At 71.1% G+C, this 22,357-nt stretch carries 22 protein-coding genes and 1 riboswitch; of the genes, 10 read left to right on the top strand and 12 right to left on the bottom strand.

Features of this window, described 5'->3' with window-relative positions; genetic code table 11:
- Positions 1-56 precede the first annotated feature (56 nt).
- From ACIO52_RS24615 to ACIO52_RS24605, 3 genes are all read left to right on the top strand, one after another.
- The gene (locus ACIO52_RS24615; protein WP_218717345.1) at positions 57-797 is read left to right on the top strand and encodes a TetR family transcriptional regulator; all 741 of its coding nucleotides are present in this window, start codon (positions 57-59) and stop codon (positions 795-797) included.
- A gap of 63 nt (positions 798-860) precedes the next feature.
- Positions 861-971, top strand: a riboswitch (SAM riboswitch).
- Between the two features lie 80 nt (positions 972-1,051).
- A complete protein-coding gene (locus ACIO52_RS24610) occupies positions 1,052-2,368 on the top strand; it encodes a bifunctional o-acetylhomoserine/o-acetylserine sulfhydrylase (RefSeq protein WP_218717344.1) in 1,317 nt (438 codons plus the stop codon).
- Positions 2,365-3,513, top strand: coding sequence for a homoserine O-acetyltransferase (locus ACIO52_RS24605; RefSeq protein WP_218717343.1), 1,149 nt, complete (start codon positions 2,365-2,367; stop codon positions 3,511-3,513). Before ACIO52_RS24610 ends, ACIO52_RS24605 begins: the two co-directional genes overlap by 4 nt.
- A 13-nt stretch (positions 3,514-3,526) precedes the next feature.
- On the opposite strand, the gene ACIO52_RS24600 is transcribed toward ACIO52_RS24605, so the two are convergent.
- Entirely contained in the window at positions 3,527-4,171 is a 645-nt protein-coding gene (locus tag ACIO52_RS24600) for a TetR/AcrR family transcriptional regulator (protein WP_402647089.1), read from the bottom strand.
- A 151-nt stretch (positions 4,172-4,322) separates the two neighbouring features.
- Between ACIO52_RS24600 and ACIO52_RS24595 the strand changes: the two genes are divergently transcribed.
- Entirely contained in the window at positions 4,323-5,279 is a 957-nt protein-coding gene (locus ACIO52_RS24595) for an oxygenase MpaB family protein (RefSeq protein WP_402647086.1), read from the top strand.
- A gap of 13 nt (positions 5,280-5,292) precedes the next feature.
- Here the strand turns inward: ACIO52_RS24595 and ACIO52_RS24590 are convergent, their stop codons facing one another.
- Entirely contained in the window at positions 5,293-5,670 is a 378-nt protein-coding gene (locus ACIO52_RS24590) for a helix-turn-helix domain-containing protein (protein WP_316573606.1), read from the bottom strand.
- 69 nt (positions 5,671-5,739) lie between these two features.
- On the opposite strand from ACIO52_RS24590, the gene ACIO52_RS24585 reads away from it, so the two are divergent.
- Positions 5,740-6,381 carry a nitroreductase family protein gene (locus ACIO52_RS24585; protein WP_218717340.1) on the top strand — a complete coding sequence of 214 codons (642 nt, stop codon included), beginning with the start codon at positions 5,740-5,742 and terminating at the stop codon, positions 6,379-6,381.
- On the opposite strand, the gene ACIO52_RS24580 is transcribed toward ACIO52_RS24585, so the two are convergent.
- Complete coding sequence (locus ACIO52_RS24580) at positions 6,374-6,700, bottom strand: DUF3017 domain-containing protein (protein WP_308248410.1); 327 nt, start codon at positions 6,698-6,700, stop codon at positions 6,374-6,376. The genes ACIO52_RS24585 and ACIO52_RS24580 overlap by 8 nt on opposite strands.
- A 99-nt stretch (positions 6,701-6,799) precedes the next feature.
- Here ACIO52_RS24580 and ACIO52_RS24575 point away from each other — a divergent pair, with 99 nt between their 5' ends.
- Together ACIO52_RS24575 and ACIO52_RS24570 are read left to right on the top strand one after the other, a co-directional pair.
- On the top strand, positions 6,800-7,264 hold the full coding sequence (locus tag ACIO52_RS24575; protein ID WP_218717339.1) for a tRNA (cytidine(34)-2'-O)-methyltransferase: 465 nt from the start codon (positions 6,800-6,802) through the stop codon (positions 7,262-7,264).
- Between the two features lie 69 nt (positions 7,265-7,333).
- Entirely contained in the window at positions 7,334-7,741 is a 408-nt protein-coding gene (locus ACIO52_RS24570; protein ID WP_402647080.1) for a type II toxin-antitoxin system VapC family toxin, read from the top strand.
- Between the two features lie 9 nt (positions 7,742-7,750).
- Here the strand turns inward: ACIO52_RS24570 and ACIO52_RS24565 are convergent, their stop codons facing one another.
- The 5 genes from ACIO52_RS24565 to ACIO52_RS24545 form a co-directional block, all read right to left on the bottom strand.
- Positions 7,751-7,978 (bottom strand): DUF167 domain-containing protein, encoded by a 228-nt coding sequence (locus ACIO52_RS24565; protein ID WP_218717337.1) that lies wholly within the window; start codon positions 7,976-7,978, stop codon positions 7,751-7,753.
- A complete protein-coding gene (locus ACIO52_RS24560; protein ID WP_218717336.1) occupies positions 7,938-8,891 on the bottom strand; it encodes a DUF4349 domain-containing protein in 954 nt (317 codons plus the stop codon). The genes ACIO52_RS24565 and ACIO52_RS24560 overlap by 41 nt, the downstream gene beginning before the upstream one ends.
- A gap of 187 nt (positions 8,892-9,078) precedes the next feature.
- A complete protein-coding gene (locus ACIO52_RS24555; protein WP_218717335.1) occupies positions 9,079-10,077 on the bottom strand; it encodes a M48 family metalloprotease in 999 nt (332 codons plus the stop codon).
- A gap of 78 nt (positions 10,078-10,155) precedes the next feature.
- Positions 10,156-13,764, bottom strand: a complete 3,609-nt coding sequence (locus ACIO52_RS24550) for an error-prone DNA polymerase (protein WP_402647076.1) — start codon at positions 13,762-13,764, stop codon at positions 10,156-10,158.
- Between the two features lie 66 nt (positions 13,765-13,830).
- A complete protein-coding gene (locus ACIO52_RS24545) occupies positions 13,831-14,286 on the bottom strand; it encodes a hypothetical protein (protein ID WP_218717333.1) in 456 nt (151 codons plus the stop codon).
- Between the two features lie 132 nt (positions 14,287-14,418).
- Between ACIO52_RS24545 and ACIO52_RS24540 the strand changes: the two genes are divergently transcribed.
- Positions 14,419-15,390 carry an SDR family NAD(P)-dependent oxidoreductase gene (locus tag ACIO52_RS24540; protein ID WP_316573602.1) on the top strand — a complete coding sequence of 324 codons (972 nt, stop codon included), beginning with the start codon at positions 14,419-14,421 and terminating at the stop codon, positions 15,388-15,390.
- An 82-nt stretch (positions 15,391-15,472) separates the two neighbouring features.
- Positions 15,473-16,693 (top strand): cytochrome P450, encoded by a 1,221-nt coding sequence (locus ACIO52_RS24535; protein WP_402647072.1) that lies wholly within the window; start codon positions 15,473-15,475, stop codon positions 16,691-16,693.
- Here ACIO52_RS24535 and ACIO52_RS24530 read toward each other — a convergent pair.
- The 3 genes from ACIO52_RS24530 to ACIO52_RS24520 all read right to left on the bottom strand — a co-directional run bounded on the left by ACIO52_RS24530 (position 16,673) and on the right by ACIO52_RS24520 (position 20,289).
- Positions 16,673-17,578, bottom strand: a complete 906-nt coding sequence (locus tag ACIO52_RS24530) for a sucrase ferredoxin (protein WP_402647322.1) — start codon at positions 17,576-17,578, stop codon at positions 16,673-16,675. The two genes, ACIO52_RS24535 and ACIO52_RS24530, sit on opposite strands and share 21 nt — an antisense overlap.
- Before the next feature lie 118 nt (positions 17,579-17,696).
- Positions 17,697-19,268 carry a DNA polymerase Y family protein gene (locus tag ACIO52_RS24525; RefSeq protein ID WP_402647069.1) on the bottom strand — a complete coding sequence of 524 codons (1,572 nt, stop codon included), beginning with the start codon at positions 19,266-19,268 and terminating at the stop codon, positions 17,697-17,699.
- Positions 19,269-19,539: 271 nt separating this feature from the next.
- Positions 19,540-20,289, bottom strand: a complete 750-nt coding sequence (locus ACIO52_RS24520) for a hypothetical protein (RefSeq protein ID WP_218717328.1) — start codon at positions 20,287-20,289, stop codon at positions 19,540-19,542.
- 211 nt (positions 20,290-20,500) lie between these two features.
- On the opposite strand from ACIO52_RS24520, the gene ACIO52_RS24515 reads away from it, so the two are divergent.
- Complete coding sequence (locus ACIO52_RS24515) at positions 20,501-21,631, top strand: serine/threonine-protein kinase (RefSeq protein WP_218717327.1); 1,131 nt, start codon at positions 20,501-20,503, stop codon at positions 21,629-21,631.
- On the opposite strand, the gene ACIO52_RS24510 is transcribed toward ACIO52_RS24515, so the two are convergent.
- A complete protein-coding gene (locus tag ACIO52_RS24510) occupies positions 21,632-22,273 on the bottom strand; it encodes a response regulator (protein ID WP_374104838.1) in 642 nt (213 codons plus the stop codon).
- Between the last annotated feature and the right edge of the window lie 84 nt (positions 22,274-22,357).

Below are 22,357 nucleotides of genomic sequence, written 5' to 3'. Positions count from 1 at the left end.
CTGCGACATTTGACGGGCGAGGACAGACGAATCGGGTGGGGCGGTAATCTGGAGGAATGCTGGACTCGACCACTCCGATCAGCGCGGACCGGACGACCGAACCCGCAGCCCCTACCGGGCCCGATCGCGCGCCGACCGGCCTGCGCGAACGCAAGAAGCTGCAGACCAAGGCGGCGATCGTGGAGATCGGGCTGAACCTGTGCGACTCACAGGGCTTCGACGCGACCACCGTCGAGCAGATCGCCGCGGGCGCCGACGTCTCCCCCCGCACGGTGAACCGGTACTTCCCGATGAAGGAAGACATCGTGCTCGCCCCGATCGACGACTTCGGGCTCGCCGTCGCCGTCGCGCTGGGCGAGCAACCGCGCACCGACAACGAGCTACAGGCGCTGTGTGGCGCCTACCTGCAGGTCATCGACACCGAGGCCGATGCCGACGGCGTGCGGTTCCTGCGTCAGTTCCTGCAGATGCAGCGGATCATGCGCGCCAGCCAGGCCGTGAACGCGCGGGCGCTCGAGTACGCCGAGAAGAAGAACATCGCGGTCTGCGCGCGACTGGCCGAGCGGATGTCGACGACCCCGGACGACTTCTCGGTGCGGCTGGTGGCAGGCACCTGGCAGATGCTGTGCCACCTCTCGCTCGTCTCGGTCGAGGACGCGTTGCTCAGCTCGACCCCCGAGGCCGCCGCGCTGGTCACCCGCGACGCCGTTCTGCGCGCCTACCACGAGCTTCGGCGCATCTGCGGCGCCCAGCCGGACCCCGACACGCCAGCGGTCGGCACACCGGCGGCGGAGTGATCCACGGCATGAAACCGGGGGAAGTTTCCGCGCGGGCGCAATCGCCGGTTAACATGTCGGCAAGGTCATGAGTACCAGTGCCAAGCCCCGGCTCGCTGGTCGGCAACCCTCCAGCTGCGGTGGGGTGCTCCGGGTGATGACCGGGCTCCCGAAGGCCGGGAGCAAGCGCGCATCGCAGGAGGCCCCCATGTGTTGTTGTCCGTCGATCCAACCCATCTGACGCGAAACACCGGCGAACAACCCTGGAGCTTTTCATGACCGACTCTGCCCTGCCCGAGAACTGGTCCTTCGAGACCAAGCAGATCCACGCGGGCCAGTCCCCCGACGCGGCCACCAACGCGCGGGCGCTGCCGATCTACCAGACCACCTCCTACACCTTCCGCGACACCGATCACGCCGCCGCGCTGTTCGGTCTCGCCGAGCCGGGCAACATCTACACCCGGATCATGAACCCCACCCAGGACGCCGTCGAGCAGCGCGTCGCCGCGCTCGAGGGTGGCGTCGCGGCGCTGCTGCTGGCCTCGGGCCAGGCCGCCGAGACCTTCGCGATCCTGAACCTGGCCAACGCGGGCGACCACATCGTGTCCAGCCCGCACCTCTACGGCGGCACGTACAACCTGTTCCACTACTCGCTGCCCAAGCTCGGCATCGAGGTCTCCTTCGTCGAGGATCCCGACGACCTGGCGCAGTGGCAGGCCGCCATCCGGCCCAACACCAAGGCGTTCTACGGCGAGACCATCGCCAACCCGAGCAGTGCCGTGTTCGACATCCCCGGCATCGCCGAGATCGCGCACAAGGCGGGCATCCCGCTGATCGTCGACAACACCGTCGCGACCCCGTACCTGATCCAGCCGCTGGCCCACGGCGCCGACATCGTCGTGCACTCGGCGACGAAGTACCTCGGCGGGCACGGTGCGGCGGTGGCCGGCGTGATCGTCGACGGCGGCACCTTCGACTGGACCGTGCGCGATGCCGACGGCAACGCCCGCTTCCCCGGCTTCACCGAGCCCGACCCCAGCTACCACGGCGCGGTCTTCGCCGACCTGGGCGCGCCCGCCTTCGCGCTCAAGGCGCGCGTGCAGCTGCTGCGCGACCTGGGCGCGGCGGTGTCGCCGTTCAACGCGTTCCTCATCGCCCAGGGCATCGAGACGCTGAGCCTGCGGGTCGAGCGGCACGTCGCCAACGCCGAGGCCGTGGCGAAGTTCGTTGCCGAGCAGCCGGGCGTCGAGGCCGTGCACTACGCCGGTCTCGAGTCCTCGCCGTGGTACGCGCGGGCCAAGCAGCTGGCCCCCAAGGGCGCGGGCGCGATCGTCGCGTTCGAGCTGCGCGGCGGCGTCGACGCGGGCAAGAAGTTCGTGGACGCGCTCAGCCTCCACAGCCATGTCGCTAACATCGGTGATGTGCGTTCTCTCGTGATCCACCCGGCGTCGACCACGCACTCGCAGTTGACGCCCGAGGAGCAGCTGGCCTCCGGCGTGACCCCGGGGCTGGTCCGGCTCGCCGTGGGCATCGAGGGCATCGACGACATCCTGGCGGATCTGCGCGCCGGTTTCGCGGCGGCGAACACGTGACTGTGAGCACCGAATCGCCGATCGCCCGTCCCGCAACCGGTGTGGCCCTGCTGCCACCGCCGGACGGGCGACTCGGCGTGGTCGCCATCGGGGACGTCGCGCTGGAGAACGGCGCCGTGGTCCCCGATGTGCGGCTGGCGGTGCAACGCTGGGGCGAGCTCTCGCCCGCACTCGACAATGTGGTGCTCGTCGAACACGCCCTGACCGGTGACTCCCACGTCATCGCCAGCGCCGACAATGCCCAGCCCGGCTGGTGGGAGGGCATGGTCGGCCCCGGCGCGCCGATCGACACCGACGAGTGGTGTGTCATCGCGACGAACGTGCTCGGCGGCTGCAAGGGCAGCACCGGGCCGTCCTCGCTCGCGCCCGACGGCGCGCCGTGGGGTTCGCGGTTTCCCGACCTGACCATCCGCGACCAGGTCACCGCCGAGGCGCAGCTGCTCGATCTGTTCGGGATCGAGCGGCTGGCCGCCGTCGTCGGTGGATCGATGGGTGGCATGCGGGTACTGGAGTGGATCGTCGGACAGCCGGGGCGGTCGGCGGCCGCGCTGGTGCTGGCCGTCGGCGCCCGTGCCACCGCCGACCAGATCGGCACCCAGACCACCCAGATGGCCGTCATCACGGCCGACCCCGACTGGCAGGGCGGCGACTACCACGGCACCGGCCGCGCGCCGATGACCGGCATGGGCCTGGCCCGGCGCATCGCGCACCTGACCTACCGCACCGAAGGCGAGCTCGACCACCGCTTCACCAATCGTCCCCAGGGCGACGAGGATCCGTGGACGGGCGGGCGCTACGCGGTGCAGAGCTACCTCGAGCACCAGGCCGAGAAGCTGTGTCAGCGCTTCGATCCGGCCACCTATGTGCTGCTCAGCGAGGCCATGAACCGCCACGACATCGGTCGCGGCCGGGGCGGGATCGCCGCGGCGCTGGCCGCGACGACGGTGCCGGTCGTGGTGGGCGGCGTCGATTCCGATCGGCTCTACCCCCTGCACACCCAGGCCGAGCTGGCCGAGGGGCTGCCGGGCTGCGCCGGACTCGAGATCGTGCACTCGCGCGACGGGCACGACGGCTTCCTCACCGAGGCCGCCGCGGTGTCCAAGCTGCTCACCGAAACCATGCGGCTGGCCCGCGAGAACCGCTGACGCCCGGGCCGTTTCAGTCCCGTGTCGTCCCGGCCAGCAGGGTCATGATCGAGCGCACATAGGCCTGCAGCCGTTCGCGCGGATACTCCTCGGGTTCGCTGACCGCGAGCCTGCCGAGCATCTCGGCGACCGTGAGGGTCGAGTTCGCGAGCAGTGCCGCGTCCATCGCCGCCCAGCGCGGTGACATCGCGATGCCCACGCGGACAAGGGCTTCCGCGCGGGCCAGGATCTCCGCCCTGGCCGCCGTCAACGCCGCGCGATACTCGTCCGGCGCGCTCGCCGGGGTCGCCAGGATCAGCCGCCAGCGGGTCGGATTCGCCAGTGCCACACCGACGAACGCCTCGACGGTCGCCGAGGCGGCGGCGAGCGGCTCGGTGTCGACCAGGCTCTCCGGCAGTGTGTCGGCGATCTGCTCCAGACCGCGTTCACGTTCGCGTTCCAGCAGCGCCTCGACGAGTTCGGCACGGGTCTTGAACACGGTGTAGAGCACCGGCTTGCCGACGCCGGCCTCCTGCGCGACGGCCTCCATGCTCAGTTCGTGCAGTTCCCTGCGCTCGAGCACGGTGAACGCGGCGTCGAGGAGCTGGGCGCGGCGTTCGTCCGGTGGCAGGCGCGGGGCATAGCGGCGCCGCGGTGGTCGGTCCTGCGTCGCGGTCACGCGCTCCTCCTGTCGTCGCCTGGACGATACCCCGGTACCGGGCTCCCGGCACCAATCCTACGCAACCGTTGTATTCGTTTCGAGCAATTGCTACGGTGGTGTTGTATTCAATTGCGAGGGCTTCCTCGGCAACTGCAAAGGAGCAGGTGCAATGGCATTCGATGCGTCGACTCTGCGTCGCGACGACTACGGCTTCTTCGGCCCGGACTCCCCCACCTGGAAGGTGTGGGCGGCACCGACCGCGCTGATCGGGTTCCAGCGCGCGGTCACGCTCGAGCACTTCGACCCCTTCCTCACCGCCGCGGTGGCCGATTCGCACGGGATCTACGACAATCCCGCCACCCGCCTGGACCACACGCTGTCCTACTTCCTGCTGGTCGCGCTCGGCGACGGCCGCACCGCCATCCAGGCCGCCGAGCACCTGATGAAGGTGCACGCGCCGATGACCGGCATCGAACCGATCAGCGGCAAGCGCTACAGCGCCAACAGCCCCGATTCCCAGCTGTGGATCCACGTCACCGGTTGGCATTCGGTCCTCAAGGCCTACGAGATGTTCGGCCCCGGCCCGCTGAGTCCGGCCGAAGAGGACCGATACTGGGCCGAGTGCGTGATCGCCGCCGAACTCCAGACCTGCAAGCCCGCGGATGTGCCGCGCAATCGCGACGAGGTGCGCGCCTACTTCGCGCGGGTCCGGCCGCAGTTGTGCGTCAGCGAGCGGGCCGTGCGGGCCATGCACTTCCTGCTGTGGCCGTCGGCGAGCAAGGGCATAACGTTCGCCGTCGGTGGCCGCGTGCTGTCGCTGGCGACGATCGCGACGCTACCCACCTGGATGCGCGAGCTCGGCCGGTTCGATCGGCCGGGCATCGTCGACGCGTCGGCGCGGCTTCCGTGGAAGGCGCTCGTGTGGGCCACCGCGCGCCGCGACAACCGCGGACTGATCCTGGCCAGCCCGTTCGTCGCGAAGACGACCGGACAGATCCTGGCCGCGCACGCCGCCGCCGCCCCGCCGCGCACCCGGTCGACGATCAGCCCCGCCGAAGCCCGTGAGCGCTACGGCAACACCGGCACCCGCAGCCTGTGGGAACAGCGGGTCGTCGAGTCCGCCTGATCGCGTCGACGGATCAGGACGCCGTCGCGTGCCTGGCCTTCTCGATGCGATTGATGTTCGTCTCGACCCACTCCCGCAGTGCCGCGATCGGCTCGCGCAGGCTGTGGCCGAGATCGGTGAGCGTGTACTCGACTCGCGGCGGCACCGTGGGATACACCGTGCGCGCGACGAATCCGTCGTGCTCGAGCTGACGCAGGGTCTGGGTGAGCATCTTCTGGGAGATGCCGTCGATGCGTCTGCGCAGATCGGTGTAGCGCAGGGTGCCCTCGGCGAGGGCGTCCACGATCAGCACCGTCCACTTGCCTGCGATGTGGTCGAGGACCTCGCGGGTGGGACATTTGGCCGAGTAGACGTCGGCGGGCAGGCCGGTGGCCTCGTGAATCGTGCGCACCTCACCGAGTCTAACGCACAAAAAGGTGCCTACTTCCCAATGGAGAGCGACTCTCCGATAGTAGGAATCATGAACACACAGACACTTTCGGTCACCGAGGCCATCCGCACCCGTCGCACCGTCCGCCACTACCGGCCCGAGCCGCTCGATCCCGCACTGCTCGACGAACTGCTCGAGCTGGCCGTGCAGGCGCCGAGCGCCTGGAACATGCAGGACCGCTCGATCGTCGTCGTCACCAGCGAAGCGGGCCGCAAGGCGCTCTCGGCGGCGGCGTTCGGTCAGCCGCAGCCGCTGGAGGCGCCCGCGGTGCTGGTGTTCGTCGCCGATCCGACGGCCTGGACCGGTGCCAACGCCGATATCGCCGAGCAGGCGACGCGCAACGGGGCGTGGAACGAGCAGTTCCTGGCGAAGTTCGACTCGCGCGCCGACTATCACTCGATGCGCGAGCGCGGGCTGCTACGCGAGAACGCCGTGAAGAACGCGATGATCGCGGCCACCTACGTGATGCTCGCCGCGACCGGGCTCGGACTCGACTCCGCGCCGATGAACGGTTGGGACGAAGCGCTGGTCAAGCAGGCGATCGGCATCGACGCCGACGCCGAGACCGCGATCGCGGTCATGGTCGCCGTCGGCTACGGCGCGGGCACGCCGCCGCACCCCGGCCGCAGGCCGCGGGAGCGCGCGGTGTTCACCGAGCGCTATCTCAGCTGACGCCCAGGGTGTTGATGGTGGCGGCGAGGAAGACGATGGCGCTGCCGAGCGCGGTCAGGGTGGCCACGTCGAACGGACGGCTGCGGACGGCGAGCAGGCCGACCTGCACCGTCGGCAGGCACAGCCGGAAGGCGGCGGCCACCAGGGCCGCGCTGCCGAAGATGATCGCGCCGCGCCGCCACCGATCCCAGGCGACGAACACGATCGCGACCAGGATCAGCGCGCTCACCACGGTCATCGGCAGGTGACTGCGCAGGTACTGCTCCCCCGCGCTCAACCGCACGACCCGATGCTTCCCGGTCGTCTCCGCCTTGTTCACGGCCCCGATTGTTCCAGACGCGGCCGCGCGGCGGGCGCCCCGCGCCCGATCGGTGGGGCGAACCGGGCGCGCGAGCCCGGCATGACAGAGTGATGCGCTGTGCTGCACCTGATCTTTCACAACCCCGTGATCCCGCCCAACACCGGCAACGCGATCCGGCTGGCCGCGGGGACCGGTTGCGCGCTGCATCTGATCGAGCCGCTCGGCTTCGACCTCTCGGAGTCGAAACTGCGCCGGGCCGGGCTGGACTATCACGACCTCGCGGTGGTGACGGTGCATCCCGACCTGGCCACGGCGTGGGCGGCCATCGCGCCGGACCGGGTGTTCGCGTTCACCACCCAGGCCACCACCCGCTTCACCGAGGTCGCCTACCGCGACAACGACGCCCTGCTGTTCGGCACCGAACCGACCGGCCTGCCCGCCGAGGTCCTCACCGACCCACACATCACCGACCAGGTCCGCATCCCGATGCTGCCCGGCCGCCGCTCGATGAACCTGTCCAACGCCGCGGCGGTCGCGGTCTACGAGGCCTGGCGCCAACTGGGCTTCCCCGGCGCCGTATAGCACTCGCTCGAGCGCGACACGAGCGAGGAGCCGATCGCGAATCGATCCTGAGCGCGCTGGACGACGCCCGTGGCGAGTGACGAGTACGTGCTCGACGCCCCGGCCGCCTCGACCGCGCTGCTGCGCAAGGACGCCGTCGGGACCGCCGTCGGACGGCTGATCGAGGCCAGCACCTGTCACGCGCCACATCTCATCGATGCCGAAGTCGGTACTGTGCTGCGCCGCCATGAGCGCGAGGGCCTGATCGACCCCGATACCGCCACGATCGGCCTGCGCATGCTGGCGACGATGGTCGATCGGCGCTATGCCCACCAGGGATGGCTCAGCGAGCAGGACTGGCTGCTCCGTCACACGATCACCTTCTACGACGGCCTCCACGCCGCGCTGGCGGCACGACTCGATGTTCCACCGCTCACCAGCGACGCGCGGCTCAGCAGAACACCCGGATTGCCGTGCCGGGTCGAAGTCATCGACTGAGCTCCGGCGTCAGTCGTCGATGTCGAAACGCTTGAAGCGGGAGGTGGCGCCGCCGGTCAAGCGCACCGCCGATTTGGCGACGCCGAAGTGGTCGGCGAGGAGTTCGATGGCGGCCTTGTTGGCCTTGCCCTCGACGGCCGGGGCGCGGACGTAGAGGGTGAGGGTGCCGTCGTCGGCGACTTCGACCAGTGGGCCTTTACGGCTGTTCGGTTTGATCGTCGCCCGTACGGTCGGCATCGGTCGGTTCCTCCTCGGGTGTCTGCGCGGCCGCAGGGGTTTTCGCGACGGGCGGCGCGGGGCGGCGACGGCGCAGCGCGGTCCGCAGCACCAGCCAGATCACCCCGCCGAGGACGGCGAGGAAGCCGAGCCACGGCACCGCCTTGCCCGCGAAGACGACGGCGTCGTGGAGCCAGTCGATCAGCGAGTTCCACCCGGCGACGATGCCGTCCCAGAAGTTGTCCGGATCGCCGGGGGCGTCCTTGTCGTCGGCGGTGAAGGTGAGGGTGAGCGTGGACAGCGCGACCTGGTCGTCGAGGGAACGCTTCTGCGCGGTGAGACTGTCGAGTTCGCCCTGCCTGCTGGCCAGCGCCTCCTCGGCGGCGATCAGGTCGGCGGTGTTGGTCGCGCCCGCCATGAGCGCGCGCAACCGGTCGACCGAGGCGCGCAGGGCGCTGATCCGGGCGTCGAGGTCCTGCCACTGCATGGTGACGTCGTCGCGATTGGTGCTCACCCTGGTGACGGTGCCGACCCCGTCGAGCCCGGTGATGAAGGCATCGGTCTTGTCCGCGGGCACCCGCACGCTGAGCACGGCGCGCGGCGCGCGGTCGTCGGTCCCCGGCTGTTCGGTGCGGCTGTCGATCCGCCCACCGAGCACACGCACCTGCTCGGTGACCTGCGCCGCCGCGCCGATCGGATCACCCGAGGTGACATCGACCGACCCGGTGATCACCTCTTTGCGGTCCGAATCCGGTGGCGCCGGACTCTCTTTCGCCGGCGCCCCCTCCCGATACCCCGGCGCCACCGCCGCGGCGGGGCCCGAGATCGTCGGCGAGGACGCGTGATCAGCCGGACTCTCGCTCACGTCGTTCCCACACCCGGCCAGCAATACCAGCCCGAGCACCCCGACCATCACCACCGCAAGCTTGCGCATGATCGCAGCGTAATGCGCGAGTGGCCCGAGCGGGCCCACCCGCGGATCTACACGTCGGCGGGCAGGACGCGGAACGCGTCGGCGAAGTCGAGCCGAAGGCCCTCGTACTCGGCCCGGATGAGCTGGGCCGCGGCGAGATCGCGGTGCACGAGCTGGTCCAGCTCGGCGAGATCACCGCAGTCGCAGGTCAGTGAGTTCGGTGGGCGTAGCGGTCGAGTTCGGCGAGGCGGTCGTCGAGGCGGGGGTGGGTGGCGAGCAGGGTGGGGACCTCGGTGAGGTAGGCGGAGCCGGGAAACGTCGAACGGTCGTACACGAGTCGCAGGACGTGGCGGAAGTCGTCGAGGTAGCCGAGGTCGACGACAACGCGGTCGGCCAGGAATTCGAGGCGCTGCGACAGCCGGGGCCGGATCAGCGGCTGGAGAGCGGCCAGGGCCAGGGCGAGTGCGGAACCCCAGGGGCCGAGCAGCAGTGCGAGTGCCGCGAAGAGCAGGCAGGCGGCGGTGCCGTAGGCCAGGACGGCCGGGGCCGCGAGCAGCGTGGTCGCGGCGGCCACACCGAGAGCGGAATAGCGCAGGGCGGCGATCACGCGGTTCGAGAATCGCAACAGGCGCGGGTGCAACGGAACCATCAACCGGTCCGCCGGCGCGAAAACAGCGCGTACCAGCCACTCGAATGGCCACCGATACCACCGGATCACCGACCGCCAGGTGGCGGTGCCCTGCAGGCGATGCCCGAGTTCGTGGGCGATCAGCGCTTCGAGCTGCCGCTCGGTGAAAGCCTCGACGGCAGCGCGGGTGACACTGACATAGCCGCTGGCGTTGACGGCTCCGTTGACGGCCTCGGAACGCATGACCCACACCGTGGTCGTGGCGGCGGGCACACCGGCGGCCTCGGCGACCCGCGCCCACGCGCGGTTCACCCGGTCGTGTTCATCCGGCAGGTCCCGTTCCGACGACAGCGCCATCGCCCCCAGCAGGAGCCGGCGCCAGCCCAGCATCACCGGGCCCGACGCCACCCACAGCACGGCGACCAGCACCGCGACCCAGTTCGCCGACAGCGCCGCGATTCCCACCAGCAGCCAACCGCTCAGCACGATCGATGGCAGCGACGCCAGCAGATCCACCACGGCCCAGTGGTAGCCCTGCCGGTAGGTCACCGACAGTGCGTTCAGTTCGGAGTGCGACATGCGGCCCCCACGATTCGATGCTCCACTTCCTTGATACCGCAGCGATTCCCGGATGTCCGGCATCGATTCGGCAGTGGTTCAACGGAAGTCGCGGGAGCGGGCGGCGATGGTGAGGTCGAGGTGTTCGAGGTGGTCGGCCAGGACACTGGCCGCGCCCTCGGCGTTCTGGACGCGGCCGCGGATCAGCAGTGCGGTCGCGTTCTGGGCCAGCCGGCGGTAGCGGGCCCACAGACCCACCGAGCAGACGACATTGACCATGCCGGTCTCATCTTCCAGGTTGAGGAAGGTGACGCCCGCCGCGGTGGCTGGACGCTGCCGGTGGGTGACCGCGCCCGCGACCAGGATGCGGGTGCCGTCTTCGACGAGCAGCAGGTCGGCGGCCGGGACGACACCGAGCGAGTTCAGGTGCGCGCGCAGGAATTCGGTGGGATAGCTGCCGGGCGAGATGCCGCTGGCCCAGACGTCGGCGGCGGCGAGTTCGAGTGCGCTCATGCCGGGCAGGGACGGGGCGACGGTCGCCGGTCCGGTACCGGGCAGCAGGTGCGGACGCTCGCCCGCCGCGGCACCCGCGGCCCACAGCGCGGCCCGGCGCACGCTGCTGCCGCGCCCGGTGACCGGGCGTTCGTCCGCCCGATCGGCCGACTCCGCCGGTACGCGCACCGTCGCACCCGCTCGATCCACCGGCGTGACATCGTCGACCGCGCGCGCGGCGGCTCGACTCGTCCCGGTCGCGGCACCGCGAAGTCGCTGCTCGCCGGACCAGGGCACCGCATCGACCAGGCGGTCCAGCGCCCCCGCGGTGGCCAGTGACTCCGCCTGGGCGACAGTCAGTTCCACGCGTCCGGTGAGGTCGAGCATCGACGTGAACGGGCCCGCCTCGGTGCGCTCGGCGACGATCCGCTCGGCGAGATCGGTGCCGATGTGGCGGACGCCGGACAGGCCGAGCCGGATCTCGGTGCCCACGTTCTCCAGGGTGGCCTCGGCCAGGCTGGCGTTGATGTCGGGCCCGTGCACCAGCACACCGTGGCGGCGGGCGTCGGCGACCAGCGACTGCGGGGAGTAGAAGCCCATCGGCTGGGCGCGCAGCAGTCCGGCGCAGAACGCGGCCGGATGATGCAGCTTGAACCAGGAAGAATAGAACACGATCGAGGCGAAGCTCTGCGAATGACTCTCCGGGAAGCCGAAATTGGCGAAGGCGTAGAGCTTCTCGTAGATCCGGTCGGCGACGGCGCCGGTGATGCCGTGCAGGTCGCGCATGCCCTGGTAGAGACGGTCCTTGAGCCGTTCCATCTTCTCCGGTGAGCGCTTGGAGCCCATCGCGCGGCGCAGCTGGTCGGCTTCGGCGGGGGTGAACCCGGCGACGTCGACCGCCATCTGCATCAGCTGCTCCTGGAACAGCGGGACGCCCAGCGTGCGTTCGAGCGAATTCTCCAGCGCCGGATGGTCGTAGACGACCTTCTCCAGCTTGTTGCGCCTGCGGATGTACGGGTGCACCGACCCGCCCTGGATGGGACCGGGCCGGATCAGCGCCACCTCCACCACCAGGTCGTAGAAGGTGCGCGGCTTCAGCCGGGGCAGCGTCGCCATCTGCGCGCGCGACTCCACCTGGAACACCCCGATCGAGTCGGCGCGCTGCAACATCTCGTAGACGGCGGGTTCGGCGAGATCGAGCGCGTGCAGTTCGACCTTCTCGCCCTTGTGCTCACGCACCAGGTCGATCATGTAGTGCAGCGCCGAGAGCATGCCGAGGCCGAGCAGGTCGAACTTCACCAGGCCGACGGCGGCGCAGTCGTCCTTGTCCCACTGCAAGACGCTGCGCCCCGCCATCCGCGCCCACTCCACCGGGCACACGTCGGCGATCGGCCGATCGCAGATCACCATGCCGCCGGAGTGGATGCCCAGATGCCGGGGCAGGCCGTCGAGCTCGCCGGCGAGCTCGAGCACCGGTGCCGGGATATCGGTGCCCTGCTCCGCCGACACCCCCGACCAGCGGCTCACCTGTTTGCTCCAGGCGTCCTGCTGCCCCGGCGAGAAGCCCAGCGCCCGTGCGGCATCGCGCACCGAGGACTTGCCGCGATAGGTGATGACGTTGGCCACCTGGGCGGCGTAGTCGCGGCCGTACTTGGCGTAGACGTGCTGGATGGCCTCCTCGCGCCGATCGGACTCGATGTCGACGTCGATGTCGGGCGGGCCGTCGCGTTCGGTGGACAGGAAGCGTTCGAACAGCAGCTCGTTGCGCACCGGGTCGACATTGGTGATGCCGATGGCGTAGCAGACCGCGGAGTTGGCGGCCGAGCCCCGGCCCTGGCACAGGATGTCGCTGCGCTTGCAGAAGTCGACGATGTCGTGCACCACCAGGAAGTACCCGGGGAAGGTCATCTTCTTGATCACCGCGAGCTCGTGCTCGATCTGCGCGTACGCCTTCGGATTCCGCTCCGGCGGACCATAGCGCTCGGCCGCGCCGCGATAGCTCAGCTCGCGCAGCCACGAATCCTCGTCGTGCCCGGCGGGGACCTCGAACGGCGGCAGTTTCGGGGCGATCAGGCGCAGGTCGAAGGCGCACTCGCGCGCCAGTTCCGCCGCGTTGGCCACCGCGTGCGGGTACTCGGCGAACAGCGCGGCCATCTCCGCGCCGGAGCGCAGATGCGCGCCGCCGGTGGACGGGAGCCAGCCCGCCATCGCGTCCAGGCTGCTCCTGGACCGGATCGCGGCCAGCGCCATGGCCCGGCGACGCTGGGCGGGCGAGGCGAAGTGCGCGCCGGTGGACGCCAGGACCGGCAGTCCGAGGCGGTCGGCGAGCGCGACCAGGTACTCGTTGCGCTCGTCGTCGGTGGCGATGCCGTGGTGGGTGAGTTCGACGCTCACCCGGTCGGCGCCGAAACGTTCGATCAGCTCACGCAGCGCCGCGTCGGCTTTCGGCAGCCGGGTGTCGCCCGCGCGCAGGTCCTGTTCCATGGCCAGGCGCAGATGCCCCTTCCGGCACCCGGTCAGAATGTGCCAGTGACCCGCCGCGGCGGCGGTGAGCGTGTCGAGGTCGTAGCGCAGGACGCCCTTCTCCCCGGCCGCCATGTGCGCCGCCGACATCTGCCGCGACAGCAGGCGATACCCTTCCTGCCCGCGCGCCAGCACCAGCAGGTGCGGCCCGTTCGGGTCGGGAGTCCCCGTGCGCGGCAGCGCGTCCGGGGCGTCGGCGTGGCCGCCGACCGCACCCCGGGGATCACCGATCGGCCGCAGCCCGCCCCGGGGAACAGAACGGCGCCTGACCGCATCCCCTCGGCCAGGCGCCGCCTCCGCATCGGTTCCCAGTGACAGTTCGGCACCGAAAACCGTTGGCATTCCCCATTCTCTGGCCGCCTCGGCGAACCGGACGGTCCCGTAGAACCCGTTGTGATCGGTGAGCGCGAGCGCCTCGAGCCCCAGGCGCACCGCCTCCTCCACCAGTTCCTCCGGCTGACTCGCGCCGTCGAGGAAGCTGTAGGCGGAGTGAGCGTGCAGCTCGGCGAAGGGCACCGTCGACACGGTGGGCCTGGCGATCGAGTTCGCCTCGTACGCACCGCGTTTGCGCGACCAGGCCGGGCTGTCACCGCCGTCGCCGGGATGCATCTCCTCGGCGGGACGGCGGGACGGCCTGCCCGACAGCACCCGTTCCAGTTCCGACCAGGTCGGCGGACCGTTGCTCCAGCCCACGCGCCCACTCCTCTCACGGCCCCCGCATCACCCGCACCTCCCACTCGATCGCGGTTGCCCGACCCCTCAACTCGCGGGCAAACGCTCCATCGATTGCGACTCCAGCGCGGCCTCCACATGCCCCAGACCCGACCGGATCACCGCGCCGTAGGCATCGTTGGCGAGCACGTCCAGGTGCCCGCGCGCGATGGTCAGCTGCATCCGCGCCATGTCGAAATCACCGACGCGACGGTGACTGTCGGCCAGATTCAGATACAGCGAGGGCAAGAATCCGCGCAGTCCCTCGTCCAGCGGGACGCCCGGCCCGAACACCGCGGCCAGCGCCCGCTGATCCCAGAGCAGCGCGCCCTCCGGCAACTCCTGCACATCCGCCAGGTGATGCGCGATCACGCAGCGATGCAACGGGTCGCCGCCTTCCCCTACCTCGTCCCAGAGCCTGGTCAGCGCCGCGCGCGCCGCCTCCGGGTCGCCACCGCCGAGCCGCACCGCGGCATAGATATCCGCCATCCGATCGTCCGCCATGTGGCCCAGTATCGCACATACGTTCGAATGTTGGCGAGAGGAGTTCGAACATATTTTCGAGTTTTTCGCCGGGCCTGGTCCCGGAACTTACTTTGGAGTAAGTTCGAGGGAACGAGCTGCAAAGGAGCAGTGATGTCACAGGTTTCTCCCGGTACACAGGGCCGTCGCGGTCGGCGGCGGCACGATCTGACCGGCAGTCATGTCGTGATCACGGGCGCGTCGTCCGGGATCGGGCGCGCCGCCGCGCTGGCGGTCGCCGACAAGGGCGCCGTGGTCTTCCTCCTCGCCCGCCGCGGCGACGAACTGGGCGCCGTGGTCGCCGAGATCGTCGACGCGGGCGGCCGGGCCCACGGCTATCAGTGCGACGTCACCGACGCCGAGTCCGTCGAGTCGACCGTCGAGGCGATCCTCGACCAGCACGGCCACGTCGACATGCTGGTGAACAACGCGGGCCGGTCCATCCGCCGCGCGATCCACCGGTCCACCGATCGCCTGCACGACTTCGAGCGCACCATGGCGGTCAACTACTTCGGCGCGCTGCGGATGACGCTGGCGCTGCTGCCGCAGATGCGCGAACGCGGCTTCGGTCACATCGTCAACATCTCCAGCGCCGGCGTGCAGGTCGCCACCCCGCGCTTCTCCGCCTACCTCGCCAGCAAGGCGGCGCTGGACAAGTTCACCGAGGTCGCCGCCGTCGAAACCCTGGCCGACGGCGTCACTTTCACCACCATCCACATGCCGCTGGTGCGCACCCCGATGATCGCGCCGAGTGGCGACCAGGGCCCCTCCGAATCACCGGAGTGGGCCGCCGCCACCATCGTCCGCGCCCTCACCGAGCGCCCCAAGCGCATCGACGTCCCGCTCGGCACCTTCGCCGAGTACGGCGCGCTGCTCACCCCCAAGCTGCGCGACCGCATCCTGCACCGCTACTACCGCGCCCTGCCGGACTCCCCCGCCGCCAAGGGCGAATCGGTCGACCCCGCCGAACCGGCCGTCGAACCGACGGCGCTGCGAACGGAGCCGAAACCGAAGTCGGCGGCGCGCAAGGCCACCGGCAGCGCCCTGCGACGCGCCGCGCGCTGGGTGCCGGGCACCCATTGGTGAGTCGAGCGAAAGCTACTGTGTAGCAGTAGAATTCGCCCGATTTCCAGAGTTCGTGGCGACGCGGTCGGCGTAGCCTGGAGCCATGGCGGCGAATCACTCGGGCCCTGCGACGGTCGAGACCATCGGTAACGATTTCTACGACGATCCGCACTCCTACTATCGCCGATGGCGGGAGCGCGGGATCGTGCATCGGGTGCGGTTTCCGGACAACATCGTCCGGTGGGTGGTCCTCGACTACGCGGTCGGCCGGGCCCTGCTGGCGGATTCGCGGCTGCACAAGGGCATCGCGGAACTCGCGGCGACCATGGCGAGCCGGACGGGGACGCTGGTCGACAACCGGGCGCTGGTGCTGTCCGATCACATGCTCAACACCGACGAGCCGGGGCACACCCGGCTGCGCAAACTGGTGAACAAGGCCTTCACCACCCGGCAGGTGGCGGTGCTGCGACCGCGCATCCAGGAGATCACCGACGCGCTGCTCGACGGATTCGCCGCCGAGGACGAGGTAGACCTGATGGCCGCCTTCGCCACTCCGCTTCCGGTGGCGGTGATCTGCGAGCTGCTGGGCGTGCCGTTCGCGGACCGCGACCGTTTCCAGGCCTGGACCCGACTGCTCGTCGGCGTGCACCGGCTCACCCAGGACGGCGCCACCGCCGCGATCGAGATGCACACCTACCTGTCGGACCTGGTGCGCGCCAAGCAGGAGCGGCCCGCCGACGATCTGCTCTCGCGGCTGGTGCTCGCCGACGACGACGGCGACCGCCTCACCGACCAGGAGCTGGTGGCGATGGCGTTCCTGCTGCTCGTCGCCGGACACGAGACCACGGTCAATCTGATCGGCAACGGCACCCTCGCGCTCCTGCGCGCGCCCGAACAGTGGCGGGCGCTGCTCGACGATCCCGCCGGCGTGCCCGCGGCGGTCGAGGAGTTCCTGCGCTTCGACGGCCCGGTGAACATGTCCACCGAGCGCGTCACGGCCGAGCCGATCACGGTGGGCGACATCGAGATTCCCGCGGGCGAGTTCGTCCACGTCGCGCTCGTCGCGGCCAACCGTGACCCGCACCGGTTCCCCGACCCCGACGATCTCCGGGTCGACGGCGCGGCGAACGGCCACCTCGCCTTCGGCCACGGCATCCATTTCTGTGTCGGCGCGCCGCTGGCCCGGCTGGAGGCCGAGATCGCCTTCACCGCGCTGCTTTCCCGTTTCCCCGCCCTGACGCTCGCCCCCGACGCCCACGATCCGCGGTATCAGACGAGCACCCTCATCCGCGGACTGACCGAACTACCGGTGCGCCTGCACTGACAGTTCCTCCACCGCGGCGGTTTCCAGGTAGGTGGCCGGTTTCGGCGCGCCGCCACAGCTGGCCTTGCGGGGCGGAGCGGGGACCGTGCGGGCGGTGACGCGCCAGCGGCGGCCGTCGCGATGGGTGACGACGGCGGCGCCGGCCAGGGTCGGGTCGGCGGTGTGGCTCGAATCGGGCTCGACGACCAGGGCGTCGGCGGGCAGGGCCGGGAACCGCTCGCGGACAGCGACTTCGGCGAGCTGGCCGATCGGGTCGTAGCAGCTGCGGCCGCGCAGGCCGGTGAGCGAGACGGCGCCGGTGTCGGCGGCGGCGAGCATGGCCTCGGCGGCGTCGGCGTCGACGCGGCCGTAGGTGAGACCGGACGGGAGCAGGACGACGGCGGGGGCGAAGCGGTGGCCGCCGGTGTGCGAGGCCTCCCAGACGCGGTCGGGATGGGCGGCGCCCAGGGTGGCGGCGATCGGGCGGCCGAGCCGGGCGCAGCACTGGTCGCGTTTGCCGTGCGCGCACACCAGGACCAGCGGCTCGTCCACGCGCGCACCGATTCCCGGCGGTGGGCCGTCGACCAGATGCAGGTCGATGTCGAGGAGCTGACGCAGGTCGGTGATCTCGAACCGCTCGCACCAGGAACCCTCGGGGCGCGAGCTGACCAGCAGCACGGTGCGGGTGCCGGTGAACTCGTTGCGGCCGGGACGGCGGATGAGGGTCGGGCGGACCTTCGCGGCGGTGGTGCGGGCGGCCAGTTCGGCGGTGATCTCCGGGCCGAGCACCTCGTCACCGATCACGTCGTGGCCCCAGGCACCGGGATGCTCGATGCACAGCCAGCCGGTGACATGCGCCGCGGTGCCGAGCAGGGACAGCTCCGTCGCGGCCACCGAGCACGACATGCTCTCGAACGGGTTCACGACGGCTCCTTCCTCGACCGATGTCCGGCCGATCCGGAACAGGCGTCGTTTCACTGTAGAACCGGCGCCGGGGCCAGCGGTAAGGGCACCCTGTGTTCGGTCATTCGTAGACGCCCTCGGCGTGCCAGGCGGCGGCGTCGTAGACGAGCAGCACGGTCCTGATCTCGGTGGGTTCGGCGTCGAGCTGGACCTGGGCGCGGGCGGCCGGACCCGCCTGCTCGGCGGCGGCCCACCAGCGCTCGTCCACCGGCCACGGGCCCGCCCAGCCGAGCAGTGCCCACTGCCTGCGACCCCAGTGCAGGCGGGCCGGGTCGGCGGTGAACAGGCCGCGGTCGGTGACCTCGACGGCGGTGCCGTCGGCGGCGGTCAGGTGCACGATGGGCCGGTGCAGGAGCAGCAGTGTCGGCGCGGGCTCGGGGAGCCGGCCGGGCCAGGGCTGGGACGGGTCGGCGGCCGGGGTGAGCTCGTCGCCGAGGGCGATCATGGTGATCCGCTCGGCGGGACCGCGCCCGCCGCTGAGCACGCCGACGCGCACCGCTTCGCCGCCGAGCAGGCCCTGCACCCGGACCAGCGCGCGGCGGGCCCGTTCGGTCTCCTCGCCCTCCCCGCCCCACAGGCCGAGTTGCAGCGCGCCCGCCGCGACCACCTCGACCGGTTCCAGGCGCAGCGCGACGATCGGCGCGGTCGGGCGATCGCGATGGGTGAGCCAGCCGTCGAGCTGCCAGCGGATGCGGTCGGCGGTGTCGAGCGGGGTGAGCGGGCGCGCGCAGCGCCAGATCCGCGAGAGTTCCTCCCCCGCCTCGGTGCGCGCGGTGACGGCCAGCCGGGTGCAGGCGACACCCGCGGCGGTGAGGGCGGTGTGCAACCGGGTCGCGAGGGTGCGGCCGGCGAAAGCGGCGGCGTCGACCCGGTCGATCGGCGGATCGCAGTCGAAGTCGACGCTCAGCTCCGGCGGTGGCCTGCGCGCGGAGGGCGCCCGCTCCGGCAGGGCGCGGGCGAGGCGGTGGGCCAGCACCGCGTCGGCGCCGAAGCGGGAGGCGACGTCGGCGGGGGTGAGCCGGGCGAAGTCGCCGACCCGGCGTAATCCCAAGCGGTGCAACAGGTCGACCAGATCGGCGCGTTCCGGCGGGGCCAGCGCGGATTCGGCCGCCAGCTCGGCCACCGGGAGCGGCGCCAGATAGCGGGCGCCGCCGCCGACCGGGACGAACGCGGCGCGGCGGGCCGCGAGCACCGCGGTCGACAGGGCGTCGGCGATGCCGATCTGGGCCTCGGCGCCCGCCACCGCCACGGCGTCGATCAGCTGGACCGCCGCCGCTTCCTCGGAACCGAAAAACCTGGTGGCGCCCCGCGCGCCGAGCACCAGCAGGCCAGGGCGCAGCACTTCGACACCGGGCACCGTCGCGTCGACCGCGCAGGCGATCGGTTCGAACAGCCGGGCGTCCCGGTCCGGATCGGCCTGGGCGACCACCAGATCGGGGCAGCGCGACTGCGCCTCCCTGCGGGTCACGCCCTCGCGCACACCCTCGGCCCTGGCGATCGCCGACGCCGACACCACCCGGTTCCCGTGCAGCACCGCCACCGGACGATCCGCGGGCACCCCCGCCGCCGCGGCCGCCGCCACCGCGGGCCAGTCCGGACACAGCAACGCCAGCACGCGCTCGGCCCGCGTCATCGGCTGTCCCCGACGCGACGACCGTCGGCGGCCGGATGTCCACCGCTGGTCAGCGTTCGCCACCGGCGGGGGAACCGCCCCGGCCGACCGCCGGGACGCGGCTCCGCCGCGGAACCACCGGTCGAGGCCGGTGACAGCCTCGGCGCCGTCGCCACTGTCGTCGCGGGCTCGGGGCACACCGTGATCGGTCGAGCCGCCGTGCGGCGGCCCGGGCTCGGCGGGGCCGTCGGGCAGGCGATCGGCGCCTGACCGGATGGCCGCCGCCGGCCGGTCACGACACGGCCTCCCGCAGGTCGGCCGCCGCGCGGGTCTCCGCTTCGCGGGCGAGCCATTCGGTGCGACCGGCCTTGGCGCACAGGTCTATCCGGCCGTGCCGGGGTGGGCCCGCCTTGGCGCTGACGCGCACGTCCAGGCAGACCGAACGCAGGCGGCCGCGGCCCGGGCCGAGACCGCGATAGCCGGTGACGCGGGTGTCCAGGCGCAGCGACGGATTGGTCCAGGTACCGCCCGCGACGACCAGGGTGGCGCCGCGGTTGCGGGCGCGGGCGGCGAGGACCCGGCAGCGGGCGGGTGGGACGGCGACGCCGTCTAGCCCGAGGACGACCAGATCGAGGCCGTCGAGCAGGACGGCGGCCACCTCGCCCGGATCGGGGCCGGGATCGGGGATCACGGCCAGCCGGGACAGCTGAGCGCCCATCTCGGCGGCGGCCAGCAAACCCAGCCGGGGCAGGCCGACCACCGCGGCGTGGCCACCGGCTCCGGTCACCGCGGCGAGCAGACCGGACAGCAGCGAGTGCGCGCCGGTATAGGCGACCACGGCACCCTTGGGCAGGCCACCCTCGGGCAACAGTTCGGCGAGCGGCGCGGGCACCGGCAACAGATCGCGGCGTAATGGCTGTTCACGGGGGATGTGCCCGGTGGCGGACTCGCCCCGGCCCGGTACCGCGGCCATCCGCCTGCGCAGTTCGTCGAGCGTGCGCGCCCGGGCCGCCACCTCGGGCGACAACGCATCCGAACCCATCAACACCACCTACTTCCACGATGGACCCGCGAGCGGAGAACCGCCCGGCACCGGAACGGCAGCACCGTTTCAGCTATCGATCGTATTCGAATATACGTTCGATCGCGACCAGGGTGACACCCACCCCCGCCCCGTGTCCACAGCGGGCCCCCTTATACCCGCGCGTCGTGATACCGGCCAGTCATCGGCATATTCGACTACCCTCGCACCCGTGACCGAACGTGCTCGTCCCCATATCGGCCCCGACTACCTCGTCGCGGGTCGCTACCGCCTGCAGTCGAAATTGGGCGGCGGTGGCATGGGCGCGGTCTGGCTCGCGACGGACCGGTTGCTGAACCGTGAGGTCGCGATCAAGCAGGTGCTCTCCACGGCCGGATTGAGCGAGGCCGAGGCCGAGCGCATCCGCAGCAGCATCGTGCACGAGGGCCGGGTGGCGGCCAAGCTGTCGCACGAGCACGCGATCGCCGTCTACGACGTGGTGATCGAGGCGGGCGAACCCTGGCTCGTCATGGAGTACTTACCCTCGCGCAGCGTGGCCAAGGCGCTCACGCTGTTCGACACGCTGCCCGCGGTCGAGGTCGCCCAGATCGGCGCGCAGGTGGCCGACGCGCTCGCCGCCGCGCACGCCGCAGGCATCGTGCACCGCGACATCAAGCCGGGCAACATCCTCGTCGCCGATCGCGGTCCCGATCTCGGCAAGGCCAAGCTCAGCGACTTCGGCATCTCGCGCGGCGCGGGCGACACCCACGGCGACGACCCGGAAGGCACCATCACCGGCACCCCCGCCTACCTGCCGCCCGAGGTCGCCCGCGGCGCCCAGCCCACCGAGGCCAGCGACGTGTTCTCCCTCGGCGCCACGCTCTACACCGCGCTGGAGGGCCAGCCGCCGTTCGGTTTCGACGACGACGAGAACGATGTCGTCACCCGGGCCGCGATGGGCCGGATCATCCCGCCCAGCCGCAGCGGCATCCTGACCCAGCCGCTGCTGCACATGCTCGAACCGGCCCCGCAGCGCCGCCCGACGATGGCCCAGGCGCGCGACGAGATCCTCACCGCCGCCTTCGGCCCCGGCACCGCCGCCTACATCCTCGGCGTGCCGCTGCGCACCGAGGACGGCACCATCCCGTCCTGGGCCGCCCGCAACTCCGCCAGCGGCCTGCGCAGCCCGCATTCCGCCCCGCTGCCGCGCCCACAGCGCGCCCCGCTGGCCGCCGCCCAGGCACCGGCCCAGCGCAGCGGCAGCTTCGTCGACAACCTGCCCAACGGGGCGCCGCTGGCCATCGGCGCCGGCGTGCTGATCGGCCTGGTCATCCTGATCGCGATCATCATCGCGGTGATGTGATCACTCGATCCGGCGGCGATGGGCCCATCGGGTCAGCGCGTTGCGATTGGACTGCTGGGTCTTGCGCAGCACGTTGGAGGCGTGGGTTTCCACCGTCTTCACCGAGATGAACAGGGTCTCGGCGATCTCGCGGTAGGTGTAGCCACGGGCCAGCAGGCGCAGGACCTCGAGCTCGCGCGGAGTGAGCGAGTCCAGCTCGGGATCGAGCGGCGGCTCGGGCACCGGCGATCGGCCCGTGAACGAGTCGAGGACGAAACCGGCCAGCCGCGGACTGAACACGGCGTCACCCCCGGCGACGCGGCGGATGCCGTCGGCCAGTTCGGCGCCGGAGATCGTCTTGGTGACATACCCGCGCGCGCCCGCCCTGATCACCGCGATCACGTCCTCGGCGGCATCGGACACGCTCAGCGCCAGGCACACCGGGCCGTCGGCGATCCCGGTCAGCACCGCGACACCGCCACCGTCGGGCATGTGCACGTCCAGCAGCACCACATCCGGTTTGGCCGCGTCGATCCCCGCGACCGCCTCGGCCACCGCGCCCGCCTCGCCGACGACCTCCATGTCGGTCTCGCGGCTCAGTTCGGCGCGCACGCCGGACCGGAACACCGCGTGATCGTCGACCAGGAACACCCGAACACTCACTGACAGCTCACTCTCATCCCACCGGCGATCGACTTGTTCTCATCGGTACCACACGACCGTGAATGTCGGTTCGGACCGAGGCAT

The organism is Nocardia sp. NPDC087230, from assembly GCF_044744725.1.
In the GTDB taxonomy this organism is placed as follows: Bacteria; Actinomycetota; Actinomycetes; order Mycobacteriales; family Mycobacteriaceae; genus Nocardia; species Nocardia canadensis.
The sequence above is the reverse complement of the archived record's forward strand: the minus strand, read 5'-3'. Positions and strand labels throughout refer to the sequence as shown.

What these genes read in the sequence shown, in the direction of transcription:
- ACIO52_RS24545 (WP_218717333.1), bottom strand. Translation starts at nt 14,286, where the DNA reads ATGGCGGACGATCGGATGGCGGATATCTATGCCGCGGTGCGGCTCGGC.
- ACIO52_RS24610 (WP_218717344.1), top strand. Translation starts at nt 1,052, where the DNA reads ATGACCGACTCTGCCCTGCCCGAGAACTGGTCCTTCGAGACCAAGCAG.
- ACIO52_RS24585 (WP_218717340.1), top strand. Translation starts at nt 5,740, where the DNA reads ATGAACACACAGACACTTTCGGTCACCGAGGCCATCCGCACCCGTCGC.
- ACIO52_RS24520 (WP_218717328.1), bottom strand. Translation starts at nt 20,289, where the DNA reads ATGGGTTCGGATGCGTTGTCGCCCGAGGTGGCGGCCCGGGCGCGCACG.
- ACIO52_RS24555 (WP_218717335.1), bottom strand. Translation starts at nt 10,077, where the DNA reads ATGTCGCACTCCGAACTGAACGCACTGTCGGTGACCTACCGGCAGGGC.
- ACIO52_RS24565 (WP_218717337.1), bottom strand. Translation starts at nt 7,978, where the DNA reads ATGCCGACCGTACGGGCGACGATCAAACCGAACAGCCGTAAAGGCCCA.
- ACIO52_RS24525 (WP_402647069.1), bottom strand. Translation starts at nt 19,268, where the DNA reads ATGACGCGGGCCGAGCGCGTGCTGGCGTTGCTGTGTCCGGACTGGCCC.
- ACIO52_RS24535 (WP_402647072.1), top strand. Translation starts at nt 15,473, where the DNA reads ATGGCGGCGAATCACTCGGGCCCTGCGACGGTCGAGACCATCGGTAAC.
- ACIO52_RS24530 (WP_402647322.1), bottom strand. Translation starts at nt 17,578, where the DNA reads ATGTCGTGCTCGGTGGCCGCGACGGAGCTGTCCCTGCTCGGCACCGCG.
- ACIO52_RS24560 (WP_218717336.1), bottom strand. Translation starts at nt 8,891, where the DNA reads ATGCGCAAGCTTGCGGTGGTGATGGTCGGGGTGCTCGGGCTGGTATTG.
- ACIO52_RS24540 (WP_316573602.1), top strand. Translation starts at nt 14,419, where the DNA reads ATGTCACAGGTTTCTCCCGGTACACAGGGCCGTCGCGGTCGGCGGCGG.
- ACIO52_RS24615 (WP_218717345.1), top strand. Translation starts at nt 57, where the DNA reads ATGCTGGACTCGACCACTCCGATCAGCGCGGACCGGACGACCGAACCC.
- ACIO52_RS24595 (WP_402647086.1), top strand. Translation starts at nt 4,323, where the DNA reads ATGGCATTCGATGCGTCGACTCTGCGTCGCGACGACTACGGCTTCTTC.